Origin of the sequence: Actinokineospora spheciospongiae (genome assembly GCF_003182415.1) — a bacterium.
Lineage (GTDB): Bacteria > Actinomycetota > Actinomycetes > Mycobacteriales > Pseudonocardiaceae > Actinokineospora > Actinokineospora spheciospongiae.
On the sequence record NZ_QHCP01000005.1, the window covers coordinates 21,630 to 40,113 of the forward strand.

General features: G+C 73.1%; 16 protein-coding genes. 10 read left to right on the forward strand and 6 right to left on the reverse strand.

Going from position 1 to position 18,484, the window contains the following annotated elements:
• The first annotated feature begins 217 nt into the window (after positions 1–217).
• Positions 218–526 carry a DUF4193 domain-containing protein gene (locus DFQ13_RS14250; RefSeq protein WP_035283018.1) on the forward strand — a complete coding sequence of 103 codons (309 nt, stop codon included), beginning with the start codon at positions 218–220 and terminating at the stop codon, positions 524–526.
• A gap of 93 nt (positions 527–619) precedes the next feature.
• Here DFQ13_RS14250 and DFQ13_RS14255 read toward each other — a convergent pair whose 3' ends face one another.
• On the reverse strand, positions 620–1,099 hold the full coding sequence (locus tag DFQ13_RS14255; protein WP_035283016.1) for a DUF3093 domain-containing protein: 480 nt from the start codon (positions 1,097–1,099) through the stop codon (positions 620–622).
• 24 nt (positions 1,100–1,123) lie between these two features.
• Between DFQ13_RS14255 and DFQ13_RS33855 the strand changes: the two genes are divergently transcribed.
• Positions 1,124–1,267, forward strand: a complete 144-nt coding sequence (locus DFQ13_RS33855) for a hypothetical protein (protein ID WP_161784470.1) — start codon at positions 1,124–1,126, stop codon at positions 1,265–1,267.
• Positions 1,267–1,932: a DUF3710 domain-containing protein gene (locus DFQ13_RS14260; protein ID WP_110080183.1), complete on the forward strand. Its 666-nt coding sequence runs from the start codon at positions 1,267–1,269 to the stop codon at positions 1,930–1,932. The genes DFQ13_RS33855 and DFQ13_RS14260 overlap by 1 nt, the downstream gene beginning before the upstream one ends.
• Positions 1,933–1,954: 22 nt before the next feature.
• On the opposite strand, the gene DFQ13_RS14265 is transcribed toward DFQ13_RS14260, so the two are convergent.
• Entirely contained in the window at positions 1,955–2,674 is a 720-nt protein-coding gene (locus tag DFQ13_RS14265; protein ID WP_233427583.1) for an alpha/beta fold hydrolase, read from the reverse strand.
• A gap of 94 nt (positions 2,675–2,768) precedes the next feature.
• Between DFQ13_RS14265 and DFQ13_RS14270 the strand changes: the two genes are divergently transcribed.
• The 4 genes from DFQ13_RS14270 to DFQ13_RS14285 all read left to right on the forward strand — a co-directional run bounded on the left by DFQ13_RS14270 (position 2,769) and on the right by DFQ13_RS14285 (position 5,332).
• Positions 2,769–3,152 (forward strand): OB-fold nucleic acid binding domain-containing protein, encoded by a 384-nt coding sequence (locus tag DFQ13_RS14270; RefSeq protein WP_035283046.1) that lies wholly within the window; start codon positions 2,769–2,771, stop codon positions 3,150–3,152.
• A 19-nt stretch (positions 3,153–3,171) separates the two neighbouring features.
• Positions 3,172–3,927 (forward strand): DUF3159 domain-containing protein, encoded by a 756-nt coding sequence (locus tag DFQ13_RS14275; RefSeq protein WP_110080184.1) that lies wholly within the window; start codon positions 3,172–3,174, stop codon positions 3,925–3,927.
• 148 nt (positions 3,928–4,075) lie between these two features.
• Positions 4,076–5,014 (forward strand): acyl-CoA desaturase, encoded by a 939-nt coding sequence (locus DFQ13_RS14280; RefSeq protein ID WP_110080185.1) that lies wholly within the window; start codon positions 4,076–4,078, stop codon positions 5,012–5,014.
• Between the two features lie 117 nt (positions 5,015–5,131).
• Positions 5,132–5,332 (forward strand): hypothetical protein, encoded by a 201-nt coding sequence (locus DFQ13_RS14285; protein ID WP_110080186.1) that lies wholly within the window; start codon positions 5,132–5,134, stop codon positions 5,330–5,332.
• A 107-nt stretch (positions 5,333–5,439) separates the two neighbouring features.
• Here DFQ13_RS14285 and DFQ13_RS14290 read toward each other — a convergent pair whose 3' ends face one another.
• Together DFQ13_RS14290 and DFQ13_RS14295 are read right to left on the reverse strand one after the other, a co-directional pair.
• Entirely contained in the window at positions 5,440–6,096 is a 657-nt protein-coding gene (locus tag DFQ13_RS14290; RefSeq protein ID WP_035283008.1) for a potassium channel family protein, read from the reverse strand.
• Positions 6,096–6,761 (reverse strand): potassium channel family protein, encoded by a 666-nt coding sequence (locus DFQ13_RS14295; RefSeq protein ID WP_035283045.1) that lies wholly within the window; start codon positions 6,759–6,761, stop codon positions 6,096–6,098. Before DFQ13_RS14295 ends, DFQ13_RS14290 begins: the two co-directional genes overlap by 1 nt.
• A 110-nt stretch (positions 6,762–6,871) precedes the next feature.
• On the opposite strand from DFQ13_RS14295, the gene DFQ13_RS14300 reads away from it, so the two are divergent.
• Positions 6,872–8,881, forward strand: coding sequence for an APC family permease (locus tag DFQ13_RS14300; RefSeq protein WP_110080187.1), 2,010 nt, complete (start codon positions 6,872–6,874; stop codon positions 8,879–8,881).
• Entirely contained in the window at positions 8,878–10,095 is a 1,218-nt protein-coding gene (locus tag DFQ13_RS14305) for a class I SAM-dependent RNA methyltransferase (RefSeq protein WP_110080188.1), read from the forward strand. The genes DFQ13_RS14300 and DFQ13_RS14305 overlap by 4 nt, the downstream gene beginning before the upstream one ends.
• A 19-nt stretch (positions 10,096–10,114) precedes the next feature.
• Here the strand turns inward: DFQ13_RS14305 and DFQ13_RS14310 are convergent, their stop codons facing one another.
• Both DFQ13_RS14310 and DFQ13_RS14315 read right to left on the reverse strand, forming a co-directional pair.
• Entirely contained in the window at positions 10,115–11,599 is a 1,485-nt protein-coding gene (locus DFQ13_RS14310; RefSeq protein WP_110080189.1) for a hypothetical protein, read from the reverse strand.
• A gap of 41 nt (positions 11,600–11,640) precedes the next feature.
• Positions 11,641–14,952, reverse strand: coding sequence for a hypothetical protein (locus DFQ13_RS14315; RefSeq protein WP_110080190.1), 3,312 nt, complete (start codon positions 14,950–14,952; stop codon positions 11,641–11,643).
• A gap of 3,090 nt (positions 14,953–18,042) precedes the next feature.
• On the opposite strand from DFQ13_RS14315, the gene DFQ13_RS33115 reads away from it, so the two are divergent.
• On the forward strand, positions 18,043–18,393 hold the full coding sequence (locus DFQ13_RS33115; RefSeq protein ID WP_146241234.1) for a hypothetical protein: 351 nt from the start codon (positions 18,043–18,045) through the stop codon (positions 18,391–18,393).
• Positions 18,394–18,484 lie beyond the last annotated feature (91 nt).

Genomic DNA, 18,484 nt, shown 5'->3' on the forward strand with positions numbered 1-18,484 from the left:
ACGCCCTGGGGGTGAGGGTGTGCGCGGTCCCGGCGGGCATGGGCTACCCTCTGGCCGCTCCGGTGACCGAGAACCCCACGCCGAATCGATTCCGTCGGCTGGGATTCCGCCGCCACCGGCGAGACCTCCGTCACGCAATGGGCGGGCACAAACTGGGGCCGTGGATCGTTGACCAGCGGCACGACCCACATCCTGAACGACCGCAGGGGTGAATTAGATGGCGACCGACTACGACGCACCACGGCGCAGCGAGGCCGACGATCTCGCTGAGGACTCCCTCGAGGAGCTCAAGGCCCGGCGCAACGAGAACCAGTCCGGCGTCGTGGACGTGGACGAGACCGACACCGCGGAGAGCTTCGAACTCCCCGGTGCCGACCTCTCCGCGCTCTCCGGCGAGGACCTGACCGTCCGCGTCGTCCCCAAGCAGGCTGACGAGTTCACCTGCTCCAAGTGCTTCCTGGTCCACCACCGCAGCAGGTTGGCGGAGGACAACGGCGGCACCTTCGTCTGCCGCGACTGCGCCTGAGCCAGGCTCGGCGCCTGCCGAGAACCCGACTGCGGACGTCAGGAACAGCACGTCACCGGAGCCGGACACCCACTTCGGGTGTCCGGCTCCGGTCTATGTCCGCGAGGTGGAGCGCAGCGCCGCCGCCACCCGCTCCGGGTGCCGGGTGCTGAACAGCCAGTACGGCGTGGGGTCCGCCGGGTCGGTGACCCGCACCCGCACGACCGGGCCCACCCAGCCGCGGTGCACCACGAACGCCGCCGGGTCCAGGTGCGGCCCGAGCACCCGCCGCTTGTCCTTGGCCTCGACCACCTGCACCTCGCCCACGTGCTCCAGCGGCAGGTTCGCGTCGGCCACCAGCAGCTTCCCGTCGCGCACCGCCACCGGGGTGCGCCCGGCCCGCCAGAGCATCAGCACCGCCAGCGGCACGACCACCGCGTACGGCAGCCAGCTCCGCACGCCGGGGTGGCCCATGTGGATCTCTGCGGCGAGGATGCCCGCCGCCAGCAGTGGCAGCGGCCACCAGTACCAGGTGACGTGGAGCCGCTCGGCGTAGGAGGGGTCGACGCGCGTGGCGCCCGAGGAGTCCGTCACGACCTCAGGGTAGTCTCGCCGCTCGTGCCCAGCGTGGAGGTCCTCCCCATCCGGATCGCCCCGGGGGAGCGCGCGCCGGTGGGCGCCGGTGTCGCCACCGCGCTGCCGGACGGGTCGACCGGCGGGCACGCGGTGCTCACCGGGTCAGGGAAGGGGTCGGAGGACTAGTGGGACTGTTCGGACGCCGCAAGGGCGACGCCGGGGGGCGCCGGGGATCGGCGGAGACCCCCGGGGACGACTTCGACGGGGACGACTTCGACCAGGACGACCTCGACGGGGACGGACCCGGTGCGGCCGGGCCCTACGACGAGGCCGACGCCCCGGAGGACGAGTTCGCCCGGCTCGACCTGGGCTCGGTCCGCATCCCGGTGCCCGAGGGCGCCCAACTGCAGGTCGAGATGGACCCGGCGGGGCCGGTGCGCGCGGTGCACATCCTCACCCAGCTCGGCCAACTGACCCTCAACGCCTACGCCGCCCCCAAGTCCGGCGGCCTGTGGAAGGAGGTCTGCGGCGAGCTGGCGGAGCAACTGCGCGCCGACGGCGCCAAGGTCCGCAGCCTGGTCGGCGACTGGGGCCAGGAGCTGGCCGCGACGGCGGGTGAGGTGCAACTGCGCTTCGTCGGCGTCGACGGCCCCCGGTGGATGCTGCGCGGTGTCGTCGCCGGTCCCCAGGAGCTGACCGAGCACAGCGCGAGCGCGCTGCGCGAGCTGGTCCGCAACACCGTGGTCGTGCGCGGCACGCAGCCGATGCCGGTGCGCACCCCGCTGCAGATCGACCTGCCGCAGGCGATCGTCGAGCACATCGCCGCCGCCCAGCAGGGCGAGCAGGGCTGAGGCCGCGCGGTCCCGGGTGGGTTCAGGCCGCCCGGGCCCGCAGCAGGCCCAGGACCGCGGCCCGGCCGAGCGCCGCGCGGTCCACCCCCACGACCTCCAGGCGGGTCGTGCACAGCGCGGCGTTGGGCAGCGCCCGCGCCCACACCCGCGCCACGTCGGTGGGGTGCACCGGGTCGTCCAGGCAGGTCGCCACCCCGGCGGGGACGTCGAGGGTCGCCAGTTGCGCCTCGGTCGGGGCGGCGCGGCAGGCCGCGGCGGCCAGGGAGTCGGCCAGGCCGTCGCCGTGGCCGGTCCAGGCGCGGGTCAGCTCGTCGGCCAACCACGCGTCGACCCCCGCCACCGCCGACCGCAGCGCGGCCTCCGTCCCGCGGGCCCGGACGTCCGCCGCGCCGTGGGCGGCAGTGATGGCCCCCGGAGCGCCCTCCGCCGCGCCCGTCCAGCCCGGCAGGGCCAGCAGCAGCCCCGCGCACCGGTCCAGGTTGTCCACCGCCCACTCGGCCGCCACGTGGGCGCCCAGGGAGATCCCACCGACGATCACCGGGCCCCGGCGCGCGGCCTCGTCCAGGGCCGCCAGGTGGGCCTCGACCAGGTCCGGACCCGGCACCGGGGCGGGGGCCAGCAACCGCACCCCGACGGCCGCCAGGGCCTCGGTGAACACCTCCCGGACGAAGTGGTCGTCGGACCCCGTGCCGGGCAGCAGCACAGCCGTGTGACCGGCGTCGGGCGGCTGGGTGACACTCAAGTTCCGATCCTTGTCCTCAGAGGGCCTTAGCACGGTTACGCTGATTGTGCATGGATCGGTGTCGGGGCCGATCCCCACCACCGGGAGCGAGCACATGGGCACCACCACCAGGGGGGACGGGTACTGGCACCGTCTCGTCAAGAAGCTGACCACGGACGTGGAGCAGCTCGACGCGGCCGACCTGTCCGTCAACGCCGAGGCCCAGGGTGCCCGGCGCGCGTGCGACTGCAGCTCCGGTGAAGAGGTGACCGTCTACGGCAGGCTCCGCAGCGTGGAGATGTGCCCGAGGGACGCGGCCGCCACGCTGGAGGCGGAGCTGTTCGACGGGACCGAGGGTGTGACATTAGTCTGGCTGGGACGGCGCCGGATCGCGGGCATCGAGCCCGGCCGCACCGTCAAGGCCAAGGGCAGGCTCGCGGTGCGCGACGGCCGCAAGGTGCTCTACAACCCGTACTACGAGCTGCAGACGGCTCCCTGACGAACACGAAACCGGTGACATGACGCAACCGGCCCCCGAGGTCAACACCGCGGACGACAACCCCAAGAGCGACGACCCCGCGGAGGAGAACACCGCGGCGGAGGAGGAGCGCCCACCGACGCTGCTGGAGCAGATGGGCGGCGTCAGCGGCCTGCTCTACTCCTCGGTGCCGGTCGTGGTGTTCGTCCTCGCCAACGCCTTCTTCGGCCTGACCGTCGGCATCTGGAGCGCGATCGGGGTGGCGGTGGCGATCACCGTGGCCCGGATCGCGCGCAAGGAGCCGCTGCAACCGGCCATCTCCGGCTTCTTCGGCGTGGCCATCGCGGCGTTCATCGCCTACCGCACCGGCTCGGCCAAGGGCTTCTTCCTGTTCGGCATCTGGACCAGCCTGGCCTACGGCGGGGTGTTCCTGGCCTCGGTGCTGGTCCGCTGGCCGCTGGTCGGGGTGATCTGGTCGACCCTGAACGGGCACGGGCAGGGCTGGCGCCAGGACAAGAAGTCCCGCACCGCCTACGACATCGCCACGCTGACCTTCGTGGCCGTGTTCGCGGCGCGCTACGTCGTGCAGAAGTGGCTCTACGACGAGGACGCCACCGGCTGGCTGGCCTTCGCCCGCCTGGCCATGGGCTACCCGCTGTTCGCGGTGGCCCTGGGCGTCACGGTGTGGGCCGTGCGCCGCGCGCAGGTGCGGCACAAGGAACTCGAGGTCGACGGCGACGACAGCGACGCCGCCGTCGAGGCGCGGTTGCGGGAGAAGTACGCCGACCCGGCGTGACCCGCACTGACCCGTGGGCGAAGGCCCCTGCCCGTGCGGCAGGGGCCTTTTCTCATGCGCACCTCAGGAACCTCCCGTAGCCTACGGTTACGTAACCGTAGGTACGTCGTCTTGGGGGAAGACGCTCGTCGAGCGAGGAGCCCCGCCAGTGACAGCAACCCTCGAAGCGCCGCAGCGCGGCGCGAAGCCCATCCTCGGCCGCCGCCGCGGCGGTGCTGAGCAGGTCGGCGTCGTCCTGTTCGTCACCACCCCGCTGCTGGCCGTCGCCGCCGCCGTCCCGTTCGCCTGGGGCTGGGGCCTGGGCTGGTCCGACGTGGTCATCGGGGCGGTGTTCTTCGTCTTCACCGGCCTGGGCGTGACGGTCGGCTACCACCGCTTCTTCACCCACGGCGCGTTCAAGGCCACCCGCTGGCTCAAGGTCGTGCTGGCCGTCGCGGGCGGCATGTCCCTGCAGGGCTCGGTCACCGAGTGGGTCGCCGACCACCGCCGCCACCACGCCTTCTCCGACAAGGAGGGCGACCCGCACTCCCCGTGGCTGTTCGGCACCGGCCCGATCGCCGTCGCCAAGGGCTTCTGGCACTCGCACATGGGCTGGCTGTTCGACCGCGACCGCACCAACGCCGAGCGCTTCGCCCCCGACCTGCTCGCCGACGCCGACCTGCGCCGCGTCGACCGACTGTTCCCGGTGCTCACCGTCGTCAGCCTGCTGCTGCCCGCCGCGATCGGCGGCCTGGTCACCTGGTCCTGGCAGGGCGCGCTCACGGCCTTCTTCTGGGCGGGCATCATCCGCGTCGCCCTGCTGCACCACACCACCTGGTCGGTCAACTCCATCTGCCACATGATCGGCGAGCGCCCGTTCAGATCCCGCGACCGCGCCGCCAACTTCTGGCCGATGGCCCTGATCAGCTTCGGCGAGTCCTGGCACAACTCCCACCACGCCGACCCCACCTCGGCCCGGCACGGCGTGCTGCGCGGCCAACTGGACATCTCGGCGCGGCTGATCTGGTTCTTCGAGAAGCTCGGCTGGGCCTGGGACGTCCGCTGGCCCACCCCGGCCCGCATCGCCAAGCTCCGCACCACCGCCTGACCCCGGTCGACTTTGCGTCGGGGCAACCCCGCACGCTTTCGCGGGGTCACCCGATCCCGATGTCCGGCCCCCTGGAAGCATCCGGGGGGCCGGATTCGTCGAGGAAGGTCGACTGAGATGAGCTACACCGCGACAGTGGCCCGAGAGGGTCGCTTCTGGGTCGTCGATGTGCCTGCCGTGGGACGCACCCAGGGGCGCACCGCCGCCGAGGCGCGGGAAATGGCGGTGGACCTCATCGCCGTCATGGCCGGTGAGGACCCCGCGGGCATCGACCTGACGATGCGGTTCTCGTCAGGAACGCCCAGCTCGCCCGGATGACCGCGTTCGGCGTGGTCGCCTCCCCCGCGCCCGCACGTGGTCGTGCTGCCACCTCGTCCGGAGTCTCGCTCAGGGGCCACGCGCCACCGGCAGGCACCGTGGCCGCCTCAGTGGCTGAACGCCCTGCGGATCTCGCCCTCGACGTCGGCCGAGGCGACGAACAGCAGCTCGTCCCCGGGCTCCAGCGGGTCGTCCGGCTGCGGCACGATCACCCGGCCGCCGCGCAGGATGGTGACCAGGGCGGCGTCGCGGGGGAGCTTCACGTCGCGGACCGGGCGCCCGGCCCACCGCGTGTCCGCGGGCAGGGTCATCTCCACCAGGTTCGCCTGGCCCTGGCGCAGGGTCAGGAGCTGCACCAGCCCGCCGACGCTCACCGCCTCCTCGACCATCGCGGCCAGCACGCGCGGGGTCGACACCGCCACGTCCACGCCCCAGGCCGAGTTGAACAGCCACTCGTTGGCCGGGTGGTTGACCCTGGCCACCACCCGGCGCACGGCGAACACCGTCTTGGCCAGCAGCGACACCACCAGGTTGACCTTGTCGTCGCCGGTGGCGGCGATGACGCAGTCGCACAGCTGCAGGCCCGCGTCCTCCAGCGAGGCCAGCTCGCAGGCGTCGGCGAGGACCCACTCGGCCTGCTCGACGGTGTGCGGCTCGAACTGCTTGGCCTCGCGCTCGATCAGCATGACCTGGTGCTCGCCCGCGATCAGCTCGGCGGCGATGGACCGGCCCACGGCCCCGGCCCCGGCGATGGCGACCCGCATCAGTGCCCCTCCTCCGGTGCCTGCGCCGCCGCGGCGGTCACGTCGCTGATCGTGCCGGACAGCGTGGCGACGTACACCTGGTCGTCGGCCTGGATGACGGTCTTGGTCTGCGGCAGCACGGCGGTGCCGAAGCGCATGATGAACGCCACCCTGGCTCCGGTGGTCTGCTGGAACTCGCGCACGGTGTGCCCGACCCAGCCCTCGTCGAGGGGCACCTGGAGCAGGGCGACCTTGCCCGTGGGGTCCCGCCAGGCCGAGCCGACGCCGTCGGGCAGCAGGGTGCGCAGCAGCCGGTCGGTGGTCCACGGCACGGTCGCGACCGTGGGGATGCCCAGCCGCTCGTACACCTCGGCGCGCTTGGGGTCGTAGATGCGGGCCACGACGTGCTCGACGCCGAAGGTCTCGCGGGCCACCCGGGCGGAGATGATGTTGGAGTTGTCGCCGCTGGAGACCGCCGCGAAGGCGCCCGCCCGCTCGACCCCGGCCTCGATCAGCACCTGCCGGTCGAACCCGGGCCCCACCACCTGCTGGCCGTGGAAGTCGGACCCCAGCCTGCGGAAGGCCTGCGCGTCCTTGTCGATGACGGCCACGGTGTGGTCCAGCCGCTCCAGGGCGGCGGCCATCGAGGCCCCCACCCGGCCGCAGCCCATGATCACCACGTGCACGACCATCCTCCTGTCGGAAAATCTGGAAACGGACACCGTCGCGGGTGACTGCGACGAACCTACCGGTGGCTGGTCCGAAACGGTGACGGGACCGCCTACGCTGTGACCCCGTGTCCAAGTTCTCCACGGCGGCGAAACGTCTGGTGGTCGGCAGGCCGTTTCGCAGCGACCGGTTGGCCCACACGCTGCTGCCCAAGCGCATCGCCCTGCCGGTCTTCGCCTCCGACGCCATGTCGTCGGTGGCCTACGCCCCGGAAGAGATCTTCCTGGTCCTGTCCGTGGCGGGCCTGTCCGCCTACACCATGGCGCCCTGGGTGGGGGTCGTGGTGGTCGTCGTCATGCTGACGGTGGTGGCCAGCTACCGGCAGAACGTCCGCGCCTACCCCTCCGGCGGCGGCGACTACGAGGTCGCCACGGTGAACCTCGGCAAGCGGGCCGGGCTGACCGTGGCCAGCGCGCTGCTGGTCGACTACGTGCTGACCGTGGCGGTGTCGATCGCCTCGGCGATGGCCAACATCGGTTCGGCGATCCCGTTCGTGGCCGACCACAAGGTGGAGTTCGCCGTCATCGCCATCGTGGTGCTCACCGCGATCAACCTGCGCGGCATCCGGGAGTCCGGCGGCGCCTTCGCCGTGCCCACCTACGCCTTCATGGCGGGCATCATCGCGATGATCCTGTTCGGCCTGTTCCGCGGCCTGGTCCTCGGCGAGGACATGCCCGCCGAGAGCTCTGGCTTCCAGGTCGAGTCCGAGCACGGGGAACTGGCCGGGCTGGCGCTGGTGTTCCTGGTCCTGCGCGCCTTCTCCTCCGGCTGCGCGGCGCTGACCGGTGTCGAGGCGATCAGCAACGGCGTGCCCGCCTTCCGCAAGCCCAAGTCCAAGAACGCGGCCACCACGCTGCTGCTGATGGGGGCGATCGCGGTGGTCATGCTGATGGGCCTGATCGTGCTGGCCCAGCTCACCGACGTGCGCGTCGCCGAGGACCCCGCCCACCAGCTCGTCGGCGCCCCACCCGGGTACGAGCAGAAGACGATGGTCGCCCAGATCGCCGAGGCGGTCTTCTCCGGCTTCCCGATCGGCTTCTTCTTCATCACCGTGGTCACCGCGCTGATCCTCGTGCTGGCCGCGAACACCGCGTTCAACGGCTTCCCGGTGCTCGGCTCGATCCTCGCCCAGGACCGCTACCTGCCCCGGCAACTGCACACCCGGGGCGACCGGCTGGCGTTCTCCAACGGCATCGTCGGCCTGGCGGGCTTCGCGATCGTGCTCGTCATCGCGTTCGACGCCGAGGTCACCAAGCTCATCCAGCTCTACATCGTCGGCGTGTTCGTGTCCTTCACCATGAGCCAGACCGGCATGATCCGGCACTGGAACCGCCACCTGGCCACCGAGACCGACCCGGCCGCGCGCCGCCGGATGCGCCGCTCGCAGCTCATCAACACCTTCGGGCTGCTGATGACCGGCTCGGTGCTGGTGGTCGTGCTGATCACCAAGTTCCTGCTCGGCGCCTGGATCGCCATCGTCGCCATGATCGCGATCTACGTGCTGATGACCGGCATCCGCCGCCACTACGACCGGGTCGCCGACGAGCTGGCCACCGCCGAGGGCGAGCGCGTCTTCGTGCTGCCCTCGCGCATCCACTCCATCGTCCTGGTCTCCAAGCTGCACCTGCCCACCCGCCGCGCGCTGGCCTACGCCCGCGCGACCCGCCCGGACGTCCTGGAGGCGATCACCGTCAACGTCGACGACGTGGACACCAAACGACTGGTCTCGGACTGGGAGAAGGAGAACTTCCCGGTGCCGCTGAAGGTCGTCGAGTCCCCCTACCGGGAGATCACCAAGCCGGTGCTGGACTACGTGAAGCGCATCCGCACCGACAACCCGCGCGACGTGGTCACCGTGTTCATCCCCGAGTACGTGGTCGGCCGCTGGTGGGAGCAGGTGCTGCACAACCAGAGCGCGCTGCGGCTCAAGAGCAGGCTGCTGTTCCAGCCGGGGGTGATGGTGACCAGCGTGCCGTGGCAGTTGGAATCCTCGGAGAAGGTCGCCGACCACGACGTGCTGGTGCCGGGTGCGGTGCGGCGCGGGTTCACCGCAACGGACAAGGAGCCCGGCAAATGACCGACTGGACCGGACGCCGATTCGAGGTCGAGGTGGGCGCCGTCGCCCACGGCGGGCACTGCGTGGCCCGCGCCGAGGGGCGGGTGGTCTTCGTCCGCCACGCCCTCCCCGGTGAACGCGTGGTCGTCGCCATCACCGAGGACCGGGGCGGCTCCTTCTGCCGGGGCGACGCGGTGGAGGTCCTGGAGGCATCCCCGGAACGGGTCGAGCCCCCGTGCCCGGTCGCCGTCCCCGGCGGCTGCGGCGGCTGCGACTGGCAGCACGCCTCGGCGGTCGAACAGCGCAGGCTCAAGGCGGTCGTGGTCGCCGAGCAGTTGCACCGGCTCGCCGGGGTGGACCGCGAGGTCGAGGTGGAGGAACTGGCGGGCGGGCTCGCCCACTGGCGCACCCGCGTCCGCCTCGCCGTCGACCGCACCGGGCACCTGGGCTTCCACGCCCACCGCAGCTCCCGGATCGTCCCGGTCGCCGACTGCGTCATCGCCGCCCCCGGCACCGTCGACGTCCTCGTCGGTCGCGAGTGGACACCCGGCGCCGAACTCGACGTGTCGGTCGACGCCACCGGGCGCACCCACGCCAGCGAACTGGTCCCGGACAAGGGCAGGCGGCGCAGCGGGAAACCGGTGCTGCGGTCGCAGCGCGTGCTCGGCTCGGCGGTCGCGGTGGAACAGGCCGCCCGCCGCGAGTGGGAACTCGACGCCCAGGGCTTCTGGCAGGTCCACCCGGACGCCGCCGACGTCCTCGCCGAGGCCGTGGCGCTGTGGTCCGACGCCCGACCGGGACAGGTCGCGTGGGACCTCTACGCCGGGGTCGGTCTGTTCGCCTCCGTCCTCGCCGGGCAGGTCGGTCCGGAAGGGACGGTCATCGCGGTCGAATCCGGCCGCCAGGCGGCGGAGGACGCGGCGGACAACCTCGCCGACCTGCCGTCGGTGCGGGTCTTCGCGGGCAAGGTCGAGCACGTCATCACCGACCCCGAACTGCCGGACCCGCACGTGGTCGTCCTGGACCCACCGCGCAAGGGCGCCGGGAAGGACGTTGTGACGGCGATCGCCGACCGCGCACCGGCCCGGGTGGTCTACGTGGCCTGCGACCCGGCGGCCCTGGCCCGCGACATCGCCCTGTTCGCCGATCGCGGCTACCGGCTGGCGGACCTGCGCGCGTTCGACACGTTCCCGATGACGCACCACGTTGAGTGCGTGGCACTGCTGGAGAACTGAGGCACGGCGGGCCTGGCGGTCAGCGCTGCGGGCCCTGCGGCCGGGGCGGGGGGTTCCCGCCCCGGCCAGGGGCAGGCCGCTGCGGCGGTGCGGCGTGACGCGGACCGGGCGGGCGCAGGCCCTGACCGGTGGCACCGGGTTGGTGCTGTGCCGGGCCGCTCGCCGGGGTGTGGTTGGGGTTGCCGGGGTGGTGCGGGCCTGGGCCGCCCGCCGGGGTGTCGCCCACGGGGCCGGGGTGGGTTTGGGCTGGGCCACCCGGTGGGGTGTGGGGGTGGTTCTGCCCTGTGGTGCTGGAGTGGTGTCGGGCAGAGCCTGCCTGCGGGTTGTGGTCTGCGGTGCCGGGCTGGTGCTGCGGGGGGTTTTCCGACCGGGGGTGGCTGCTCGCGCCTGGTTGCCGGTGGGCGTTGCCCGGTGTGGTGCCTGGCTGGTGGGTGGGGCTGCCAGGCCGGTCGGGAGCGGGTGCGCCGGGCTGCTGTCGGGGCGGTGTGTTCGGGCCGGGGCGGTGGGCACCCGGGTACTGGGGCGCGGGGCCGCTTCCCGGTCGTGGGCCGGTCTCGGTGGGGTCGGGCGTCCGGTGTGGTGGGAGACCAGGGTGGTGTGGGCTGGTGTGGTGTTGCGGTCCGGTGGCCTGGCCGCCCGCGTGGCGGGGGCCTGCGGTCCGGCTGGAGTCGTCTTCCGGGGACGAGCCGTCCGGGTGCGCGTGCCTGCCGGAGCGCCGGGGTGCGGGGTCCTGGGCTGTGGTGCTCCGGTCGCCCGCGTGCTCCGGGCCGGTGTCGCCCGGGGCGGGCGGCTGGTGTCCTCCGGTCCCGGTGCTCGGTGCCGGGGTGCCGGGGTGGTGTGGTGCCGGGTTCTGGCCGGTGTGGCCGCTGGGGACCTGCGGTCCCGTGGTGGCCGGGTGCGGTACCGGGGGAGTGCCGGTGCTGCTCGGTGCGGAGCCCTCCGGGGCACCGGGGTGCTCCTGGGCGGCACCCGGAGGGTGGGGGGCGGCGTTCGGGTCTGCGGCGCCGGGCCTGCCGGGAGCCGTCGAAGCCAGGGGCTGCTGAGTGGGTGGGGTGGGCGGTGGCGGGGGAGGGGCGGGCGGGAGGCCCGCGCGGGCGCGCAGCCAGTCGGGGAGGTGGGCGTCGGTGCGGGGGTGGGCGCGGAGTTCGTCCTGGAAGCCGATCTGCGGTGGCACTCGGCGCCAGACCGGTTCGACGTCGGGTTCGAAGTCGCAGGTGAAGGCGCCGGGTGGTTCGATCTCGTAGACCGCGCGCAGCCAGGTGCCCCGGCCCGGCTCGTACATGGCCTCGCGGATGCGGCCCAAGCCCTCGACCACCTCGAGCGGTGGGCGGATCGCCAGCGGCCTGCCGTCCGGCCCGGCGATCAGCACGTCCACCTCGACGTGCCTGCCCGCCGCCCGGTACTCGGCCCGGATCAGCGTCCAGCTGTCCCCGGCCGCGCGGACCAGTGCCCGACCGACCCGCTTGGTCAGCCGGGGCAGGTCGACCTCGTCCGGCGCGTTCATCCCCGTCCCCCCGGATCGTCCCCCCACGTGCCCGGCCGACCCTACCCGGTCGGTTCCGCCGCCAGTGTCGGGTTCGGACCGAAGGACAGGCCCAATTCGAACGGGTGCCTGCCCCACGCGTCGATGGCGAACCCGGTCAGCGGCCCGGCCGCGCGCAGCGCCACGTCGGTGACCGGGGAGGCGAGCACCTGCCCCTTGGTGGCCACCGGCTGCCGGTCCACCCAGATCGGCGCGCCCTCGGGCACCGGGGATGCCTCGACCACGGAGAACGACTCGCCTTCCGGGCCCGGCCGCACCATGATCAGCACGCACGGGCGCAGCGGCACGTCCCAACCGCCGGTCTCCACCGCGAGGTACTCGCCCCGCTCGGCGGCGGCGCGCACGGTCTCCCCGAGCCACGAGTACAACTCCGCCCGCGCCGTCGGGGTGGCCGCCGCGAACGCCTGCTCCTCGGTGGCCTCCCGCAGTTCGACGCTCTCCCCGATGATCCCGCCGTCGGAGTTGCGGTACCGGTCCATCAGCAGCATCGTCCGACTCGCCAGGTCGACCGCCGCCACCTCCCGGAACCGCCGCTTGTCGATCTCGGTCCGGGACACGGTGCCCCGCCCCAACCGCGACAGCACCCGCCCGGGGTTGTCCAACCGCCAGTGGCTCACCCGGCCGTCGTGGTGCCACAGCGGCAGGTACCCGGCCACCGGCAACCCCAGCGCCACGATCTCCAGCGAACTGCCCACCCGGACCGCGGGCCCGCTGACGACGTGCTCGACCCGGTCCGCCCCGGACTCCTCACCGCCGGCCGCCGCCTGCTCGGAGGGGTCCATCGGGAACTCCGGCGCAGGTTCGGGTTCGCTCCCGCCTGACTCCGGTGCCGGGCTGGGTTCGCCGCGGCTGGGCTGTGCCGCCGCGCCGGACCTGTTGTCACCCGATTCCGGTGTGGGGCTGCTGTGGCTGGGTTGCGGAGCTGCGCCAGATCCATCGTCACCGGTTTCCGGTGCCGGGTCGGGGTTGCCACGGCCGGGTTGCGGTGCCGGGTCGGGTTCGTTCCCACCGGATTTCGGTGTCGGGCTGGGGTTGGCGCGGCTGGGTTGCGGTGCCGGGTCGGGTTCGTTCCCACTGGATTTCGGTGCCGGGCCGGGGTTGCTGCGGCTGGGTTGCGGTGCCGGGCCAGATCCATCGTCACCGGTTTCCGGTGCCGGGTCGGGTTCGTTGCCTGCGGACCCCGGTTCCAGGCCGAGTTCGCTCCGGGCAGCCTCCGGAGCCGCGCTGGGTTCGCCACCGCCGGACTCCGGTGCCAGGTCGGCATCGCTCCGATCGGACTGCGGGGCCGGGGTGGGCTCGTCGGTCACCAGGTCGTCCGTGGGGTCGGACTCGCTGGTTGCCGGGTTCCCCGCGTGCTCCGGCTCGTCGTTCGCCGGGGCCTGGTCGTTCGCTGGGCCTGGTGTGGGTGCGGGGCTCCCGGTCGTGGAGTCCGGTGTGGGTTCCTGCTCCGGGGCGGCGGGCGGTGCCTCGTCCGGTTCTCGGTTCGTGGGCTCCGGTGTCTGTTCGGGTGCCGGGGTGTCCTCCACGGGGGTGCGGCGGGGCTCGGCTTGGAAGCCATTCCGGAACGTTGTGAGTGCTTCCCCACGCACCGTCGGGAACTCGGCGTCCGGTGCGTGTCCGTTCGCGGCGGGCGCGTGCTCGGGGCCGGTGATCGGTGCTGAACCGTTGGCGGACAGGTGGCGCGGGGTGGGGCCGTCGGTGTTGTGCCCGTTGTGCCGCTCGGGTCCTGCGGTCGGTCCGTCCGCGTTCCGCTTGGGTGCCTTGGTCCGCCGGTGGGTGCCCCGGACCGGCGGCGTCGGCTTTTCCCGCTTGGAGGTCTCGGTCTCCTGGACCGGGGCGGACGGCTCCTCTGTGCCCGCCTTCCGCGCCCGATCGAGGTTCCGGGTGCCCTCGGGCGCGTCGGCGGCCTTGTCCTTGTCGGACCGGGACAGCCGCACGGGGCGCAGGACCTGCGTCGGCGACTGGTCCGCCTCGGGCTGGGGCTGGTCGGTCGGGGTCGAGCGCGCGGTCTTGGCACGGCCGCCCGGCTTGGTGCTCTGCTCGGCATCGGACGGCGGGGTGGTGCCTTTGCCCTTGCCCTTGGTGCGGGCGGGCCGGTCCGTGGTGTCGCGGACCAGCTCCCCCTGCCGGGGGTGCCACGGCCGGTTGCGCCGGTCGCTCGCCCGCGCGGGCCGTGCGGCGGGCGGCGCTTGCTTCTCCGGTTGCTGCTTCTCGGGCTGCTGGTCCTCCGGCTCCGCCCCCGCCTGCTCACCGTCCCCACCCAGCACGTCACCGGTCGACGTGGGGAACGCGATGCGCACCCCACCCGGTCGCCACGGGTGCCACGGCCGCGCGGGCCCGGCTTCCTCTGGTTCAACCGGCTCCGGTTCGACCGGCGGAGCGGGCTTCGACTGCTTCTTCTGCGCGGGCGGCAACGCCAACGGGATCGTCGCCCGCTGCCGCACCGGCAACGGCGCCTGCTTCCCGGCCTTCAACACCAGCGGCGGTTTCCCCTCCGCCACCGGCACCCCCTCTGCCACCGGCTTTCCGCGCGCCGCTGACTTCCCGCCCGTTGCCGACTTCCCACCCGACGGTGTTCCGCCCGCCGCTGACTTCCCAGCCGATGGTGACTTTCCGCTTGCTGACGTCTTCCTGCCCGGCGGCGGGTTCCCGCTCGACGGTGACTTTCCCTCCGCAGGCGACTTCCCCGGTGGCAGGGACTTCCTGCCCGACAGCGGCGGCACCCCGACCGGGGGTGCCAGGCCCGAGGGCGGTTCCCCGTTCGACACCGGCTCCGCGAGCAGTGCCTCCTCGGCCAACTGGTGCGAATCCCCGAGCTGCACCACCGGCACCGGCTGCCCACCCGGTTGCAGCGCCCAACTGGGCCGCGTCACCGGTTGCTCGCCCACCTGCGGGCGGGCCTGCTTCGCCGAGGTGAAGAACGTGCCCACCTGGGTGGCCCGGATCGCGTTGCTGGTCGAGTTCGCCTGCGACTGCCCGGGGGCGTCGTCGGTGTCGGACCTGCCGCGCTTCTTGCCGATCGCCACGGCCAACCACTGCCGGAACCCCCGTTCCCGCTTGCGGTGCGCGGGCTGGCGGATTCCGAACCGCGTCTTGCCCTCGCCCTCCTCGCCCTGGTCCGGCTCGGGCTCCTCGACCGGGGTGGCGGGGAAGGCCTTGCTCGGGGCGTCGGGGTCGTGGAACGGGTTGGGCAGGTTGGCCGCCAGGAACGGGTTCGGCTGACCGGGCCTGCTGACGCCGTAGGGGTGCTGCTGCTCCGGAGCGCCCGGGTAGGCGGGCGTCTGGGTCGGGAAGACCGCCGGGGCATTCGACACCTGGTTCGGCGCAGCCTGGGCCGGAGGGCCCGGCGCTTGTGCCTGGCTCGGTGAAGCCTGCGGCACCGGGGTGCCTGCCACCTGCGCTTGGTTCGAGGGTGCCGGGGTGCCGGGCGCTTGCACCTGGTGCGAGGTGGCGGCGTCCGGCGCCTGCGACCGGGACGCTTGCGAGGCGGCGGCCTGCGCTGCGACACCCGGCGCCTGCGTTTGGTTCGGGGGCGCCTGGACTGGGGTGGTCTGCGCTGCGGCTGAAACGCCTGAGGCTGGTGTTGGGTTCGGGGAGGCTTGCGTGGTGGTGCTCTGCGCCTGCGTACCCGGTGCTTGTGCTTGGGCCGGGGGCGCCTGTGGTGTGGTGGTCTGTCCTGGCACACCCGGCGCTTGGTTCGGGGAGGCTTGCGGGGGTGTGGTCTGTGCCAGCGTGCCCGGTGCTCGCGCCTCGTCCGGGAGTGCCTGCGGTGACGGGGTTGCGGTCGTCTGTGCTGGGTGCGGGGAGCCCTGTGCGGTTGGCGTGCCTGGTGCTTGCGCCTGGTTGGTGGCGGTCTGTGCCGTTGAGGTGGGGTCTGCGGTGGGCTGCTGGGGGATCGCCTGCGTGGCAGCGTCTTGCGGCACCACAGGCCGCATCCGCAGGGTCTGCTCGGAGGGCGACCCTTGCCCGGCGGCTTCGCCTGCGGCTGTCTCGGAGGCTGCCTGCTGTGCCGCGGCTTCCTGCGCGGCCTTTTCCCGGGCCGCGGCTTCGCGCTCGGCCGCGCCCATGCTGGGGGCCACCAGGTCCGGGGTCCGGAACGGCTGCCACGACGGTATCCGGCTCTCCCACTCCCGCGGGTTGATCCGGAACGGGCGCGGCGTGAAGTCCGGCCCGGTGTAGTCCTCGGCCGCTCCGGCGGCTGCTTCCTCCGCCGGCCCGGGGGGAACGGACTGCTCGGCTCCACCCGTGGCGGCGGCGAGTGCGGCCGCGGCCTCCGGGGTCGGTTTGCTCACCGACATGTCTGCCTGCGGTTGCGCGGCGGTCGGTCCCGCGTCGGAGGGCGGCTCGGCGGGCAGGGTCTGCTGCTCGGCCGATCCTGCCGAAGCGGTTGGGTCTGCCTGCTGGGCTGCTCCTGCCTGTTCGGCCGGGGTTGCTTGCGCGGACGGGATCGGGGGCGTCTGGTTCGCTGCCGGTGGGCTCGCGACGGCCTTGGGGTGCGCGGTGGTGACCGGATCGGTTGTGGCTTCCGGTTCAGACCTGCCTGCTGCGGGAGCCACCGTGTTTCCCGGAGTGGCCGGAGCGGCCGGAGTCGACGGGCTGGCGGGGAGTGCGGTGGTCAGGTCGGCAGGTGAGGTCGCGTTTGTGGGGGCCATCGGGGTGCTGGGTGCGCCGGTTGGTGCGGGCGGGGTTGCGTTGGCCGGAGCCATTCCGGTTGCCTCCGGAGCCGGGGGCAGTGGCGAAGCCGGGGCCGGGGGCAGTGCCGTGGATGGGGATGGCGGCGGTGCGGGGGTTGCTGGCGCCTGGGGTGTTGCCACTGCAGCCGGGTGGGGAACGGCCGGTGGGGTCGCTTGTGTGGCGGGAGGCGTTTGCGTCGGTGGGTTTGGCGGAATTGGTGTTGCCGCTGGGGTTGTCGCCGCTTGGGCTGGGTTCGTCGGGTTGGTGTGGTGGCTCGAGGCCGTCTTGCCCGGAGGTGTGGGAACTGTTTGGGGTGCCGGGGGGTGCTGGGTGTTCGGCGTTGCCGGGGTCTGCGGGGCGGCGCCGGGTGTCTTGGGGGTTGGGTGCGGCTGTGGGGCTGCGCTGGGGGTGGTCGGGAGGGGAGGTTCGGCGGGCGTGGCGGGGGTGCCTCCCGGGTGCGGGAGCCTGGGGATGACCGCCGTTGGCTGCGGCTCTGCGGTCGGTGGGTGCGGGGCTTGTTCGGCTGCTGCGCTCGTGGATTGTGGGGACGCCGTGGGCTGGTGGGCACCCGGTGTGTCAGCCTGCGGTTGGGTTCGCGTGGGCTGCTCGGTGTGTGGCTGGACCTCGCTCGGCTGTGCGGGGCGGTCCGGTGTGGCTGCGGCGGATGCGGCTGAGTGGATCGTGGTGGGCTGCGTCCGGCTGCTCGTCTGCGCGACGGCATCTTCCGGGGCCGCGGTGGCCGGTGTGGACGCCTCTGCGGGCTCCTGAGCGGACACGGGAGACGCGATGGCCTCGGTCGGCTGGGCGGACCCCTGCGGGACGCCAGGCGTCAGGGCGCCCTCGCTCACGGGCTTCGCCGGATCGGATGCCACGGCTGGAGCCGCCTGCATCGCCGGATTCGGCTCAATGGCCGGAGTGGCGGGCGGCGCCTGGGCAGGCTCAGCAGTTGGGGCGAAGGCTGCCGCTGAGGCCGGCTCGGTGGCCGGGGCGGCGGGCGTCGCCGGGGCCGGTTCGGGAACTGGGGTGACGTGGGGCACTGGGTCCGGCTCGGCGGCCGGTGCGGCGTCTGTCGCCGGGGCAGGCTCAGTGGTCGGGGTGGTGTGCGTTGCCGGGGTGGGTGTGACGGCTGGCGTTCGCGGCGTGGCCGGTGCCGGTGCCGCGTTCGCCTCGGTGGGCGGCGCGGGTGTGGTTGCTCCCCGTGTCGAGTCGTGCTCGGCGGGTGGGGGTGCCTGAGCCGGCTTGGGTTTTGTGGTTGTGGGGGGTGCTGGGTCGGTGGCTGGGGTCGGTTGTCCGGCCGCTGGCTGTCTGGCCGTTGACTGCCCGGTCGCGGGCGGTTCGGTGGTGGGTCGGTCGGTGTGGGGGTCTGTTCCCGTGGGGAGCTGACCTGCGGCGGGCGGGGTGTGCCCGGGTCGGGGGGACGTGGGGGATTCCGGCTGGTCAGGGATGCCGGTGGCGAGTTCCTTGGTGGCGCCCTCGGGGATGGGACGAGGGTCGCCACCTTGCGTAATTGGATCACTCGATGTGGTGATCCCCTGCGGGGTGGCCTGGGGGTGGTTCGTCACCGGGTGGAAGGGGGGCAGGTGGGCGAAGCCGGGGTGCACCCTGGCCGTCGCGACCGTGTGGCGGGCCCAGGACCGGATGCGGGTCAGCGGGTGGTCGGGGAACTGCGGGTCCCACTGCGCGTCGTCGGCGAAACTGGTGGTGACCTGGGGGAGGTCGGGGGTGTACGGGTGCCGGACGGTGAGCGGGTGGTCGCCGATGAGGCGGGCGACCGCCAGTTCCCGGGCGTCTCCCGCGGCACCGGTGACCGACTGGAGCTTGAGGACCGCGCTGCACTGCGCCTTGGGCAGGATGAAGCTGCCGATGTAGACCGTCTCACCCGCGCGGGACGGGTGCGGGATGCGCACGATCTGGAACAGCGCCGGGGAGGTGTCGATCAACAGGGCCCACGCCTCGACGAGTGTTCCGCCCTCTGCCGCGCAGGTCAGGGCCATCGCGCGGCGGAGCGCGGGGAGGTCCTCCAGCGGGGCGGGCAGGTCCGGCACCAGGTCGAAGTAGCTGAGCACGACGAGGTCGTCTGACCCGCCGACCTGCCAGGTCGACTGGTCGACCTGCCGGAGGCCGGTGGTGTCGAACGCGATGGGCACTTGAAGAGGATAGGCAGAACGGGTG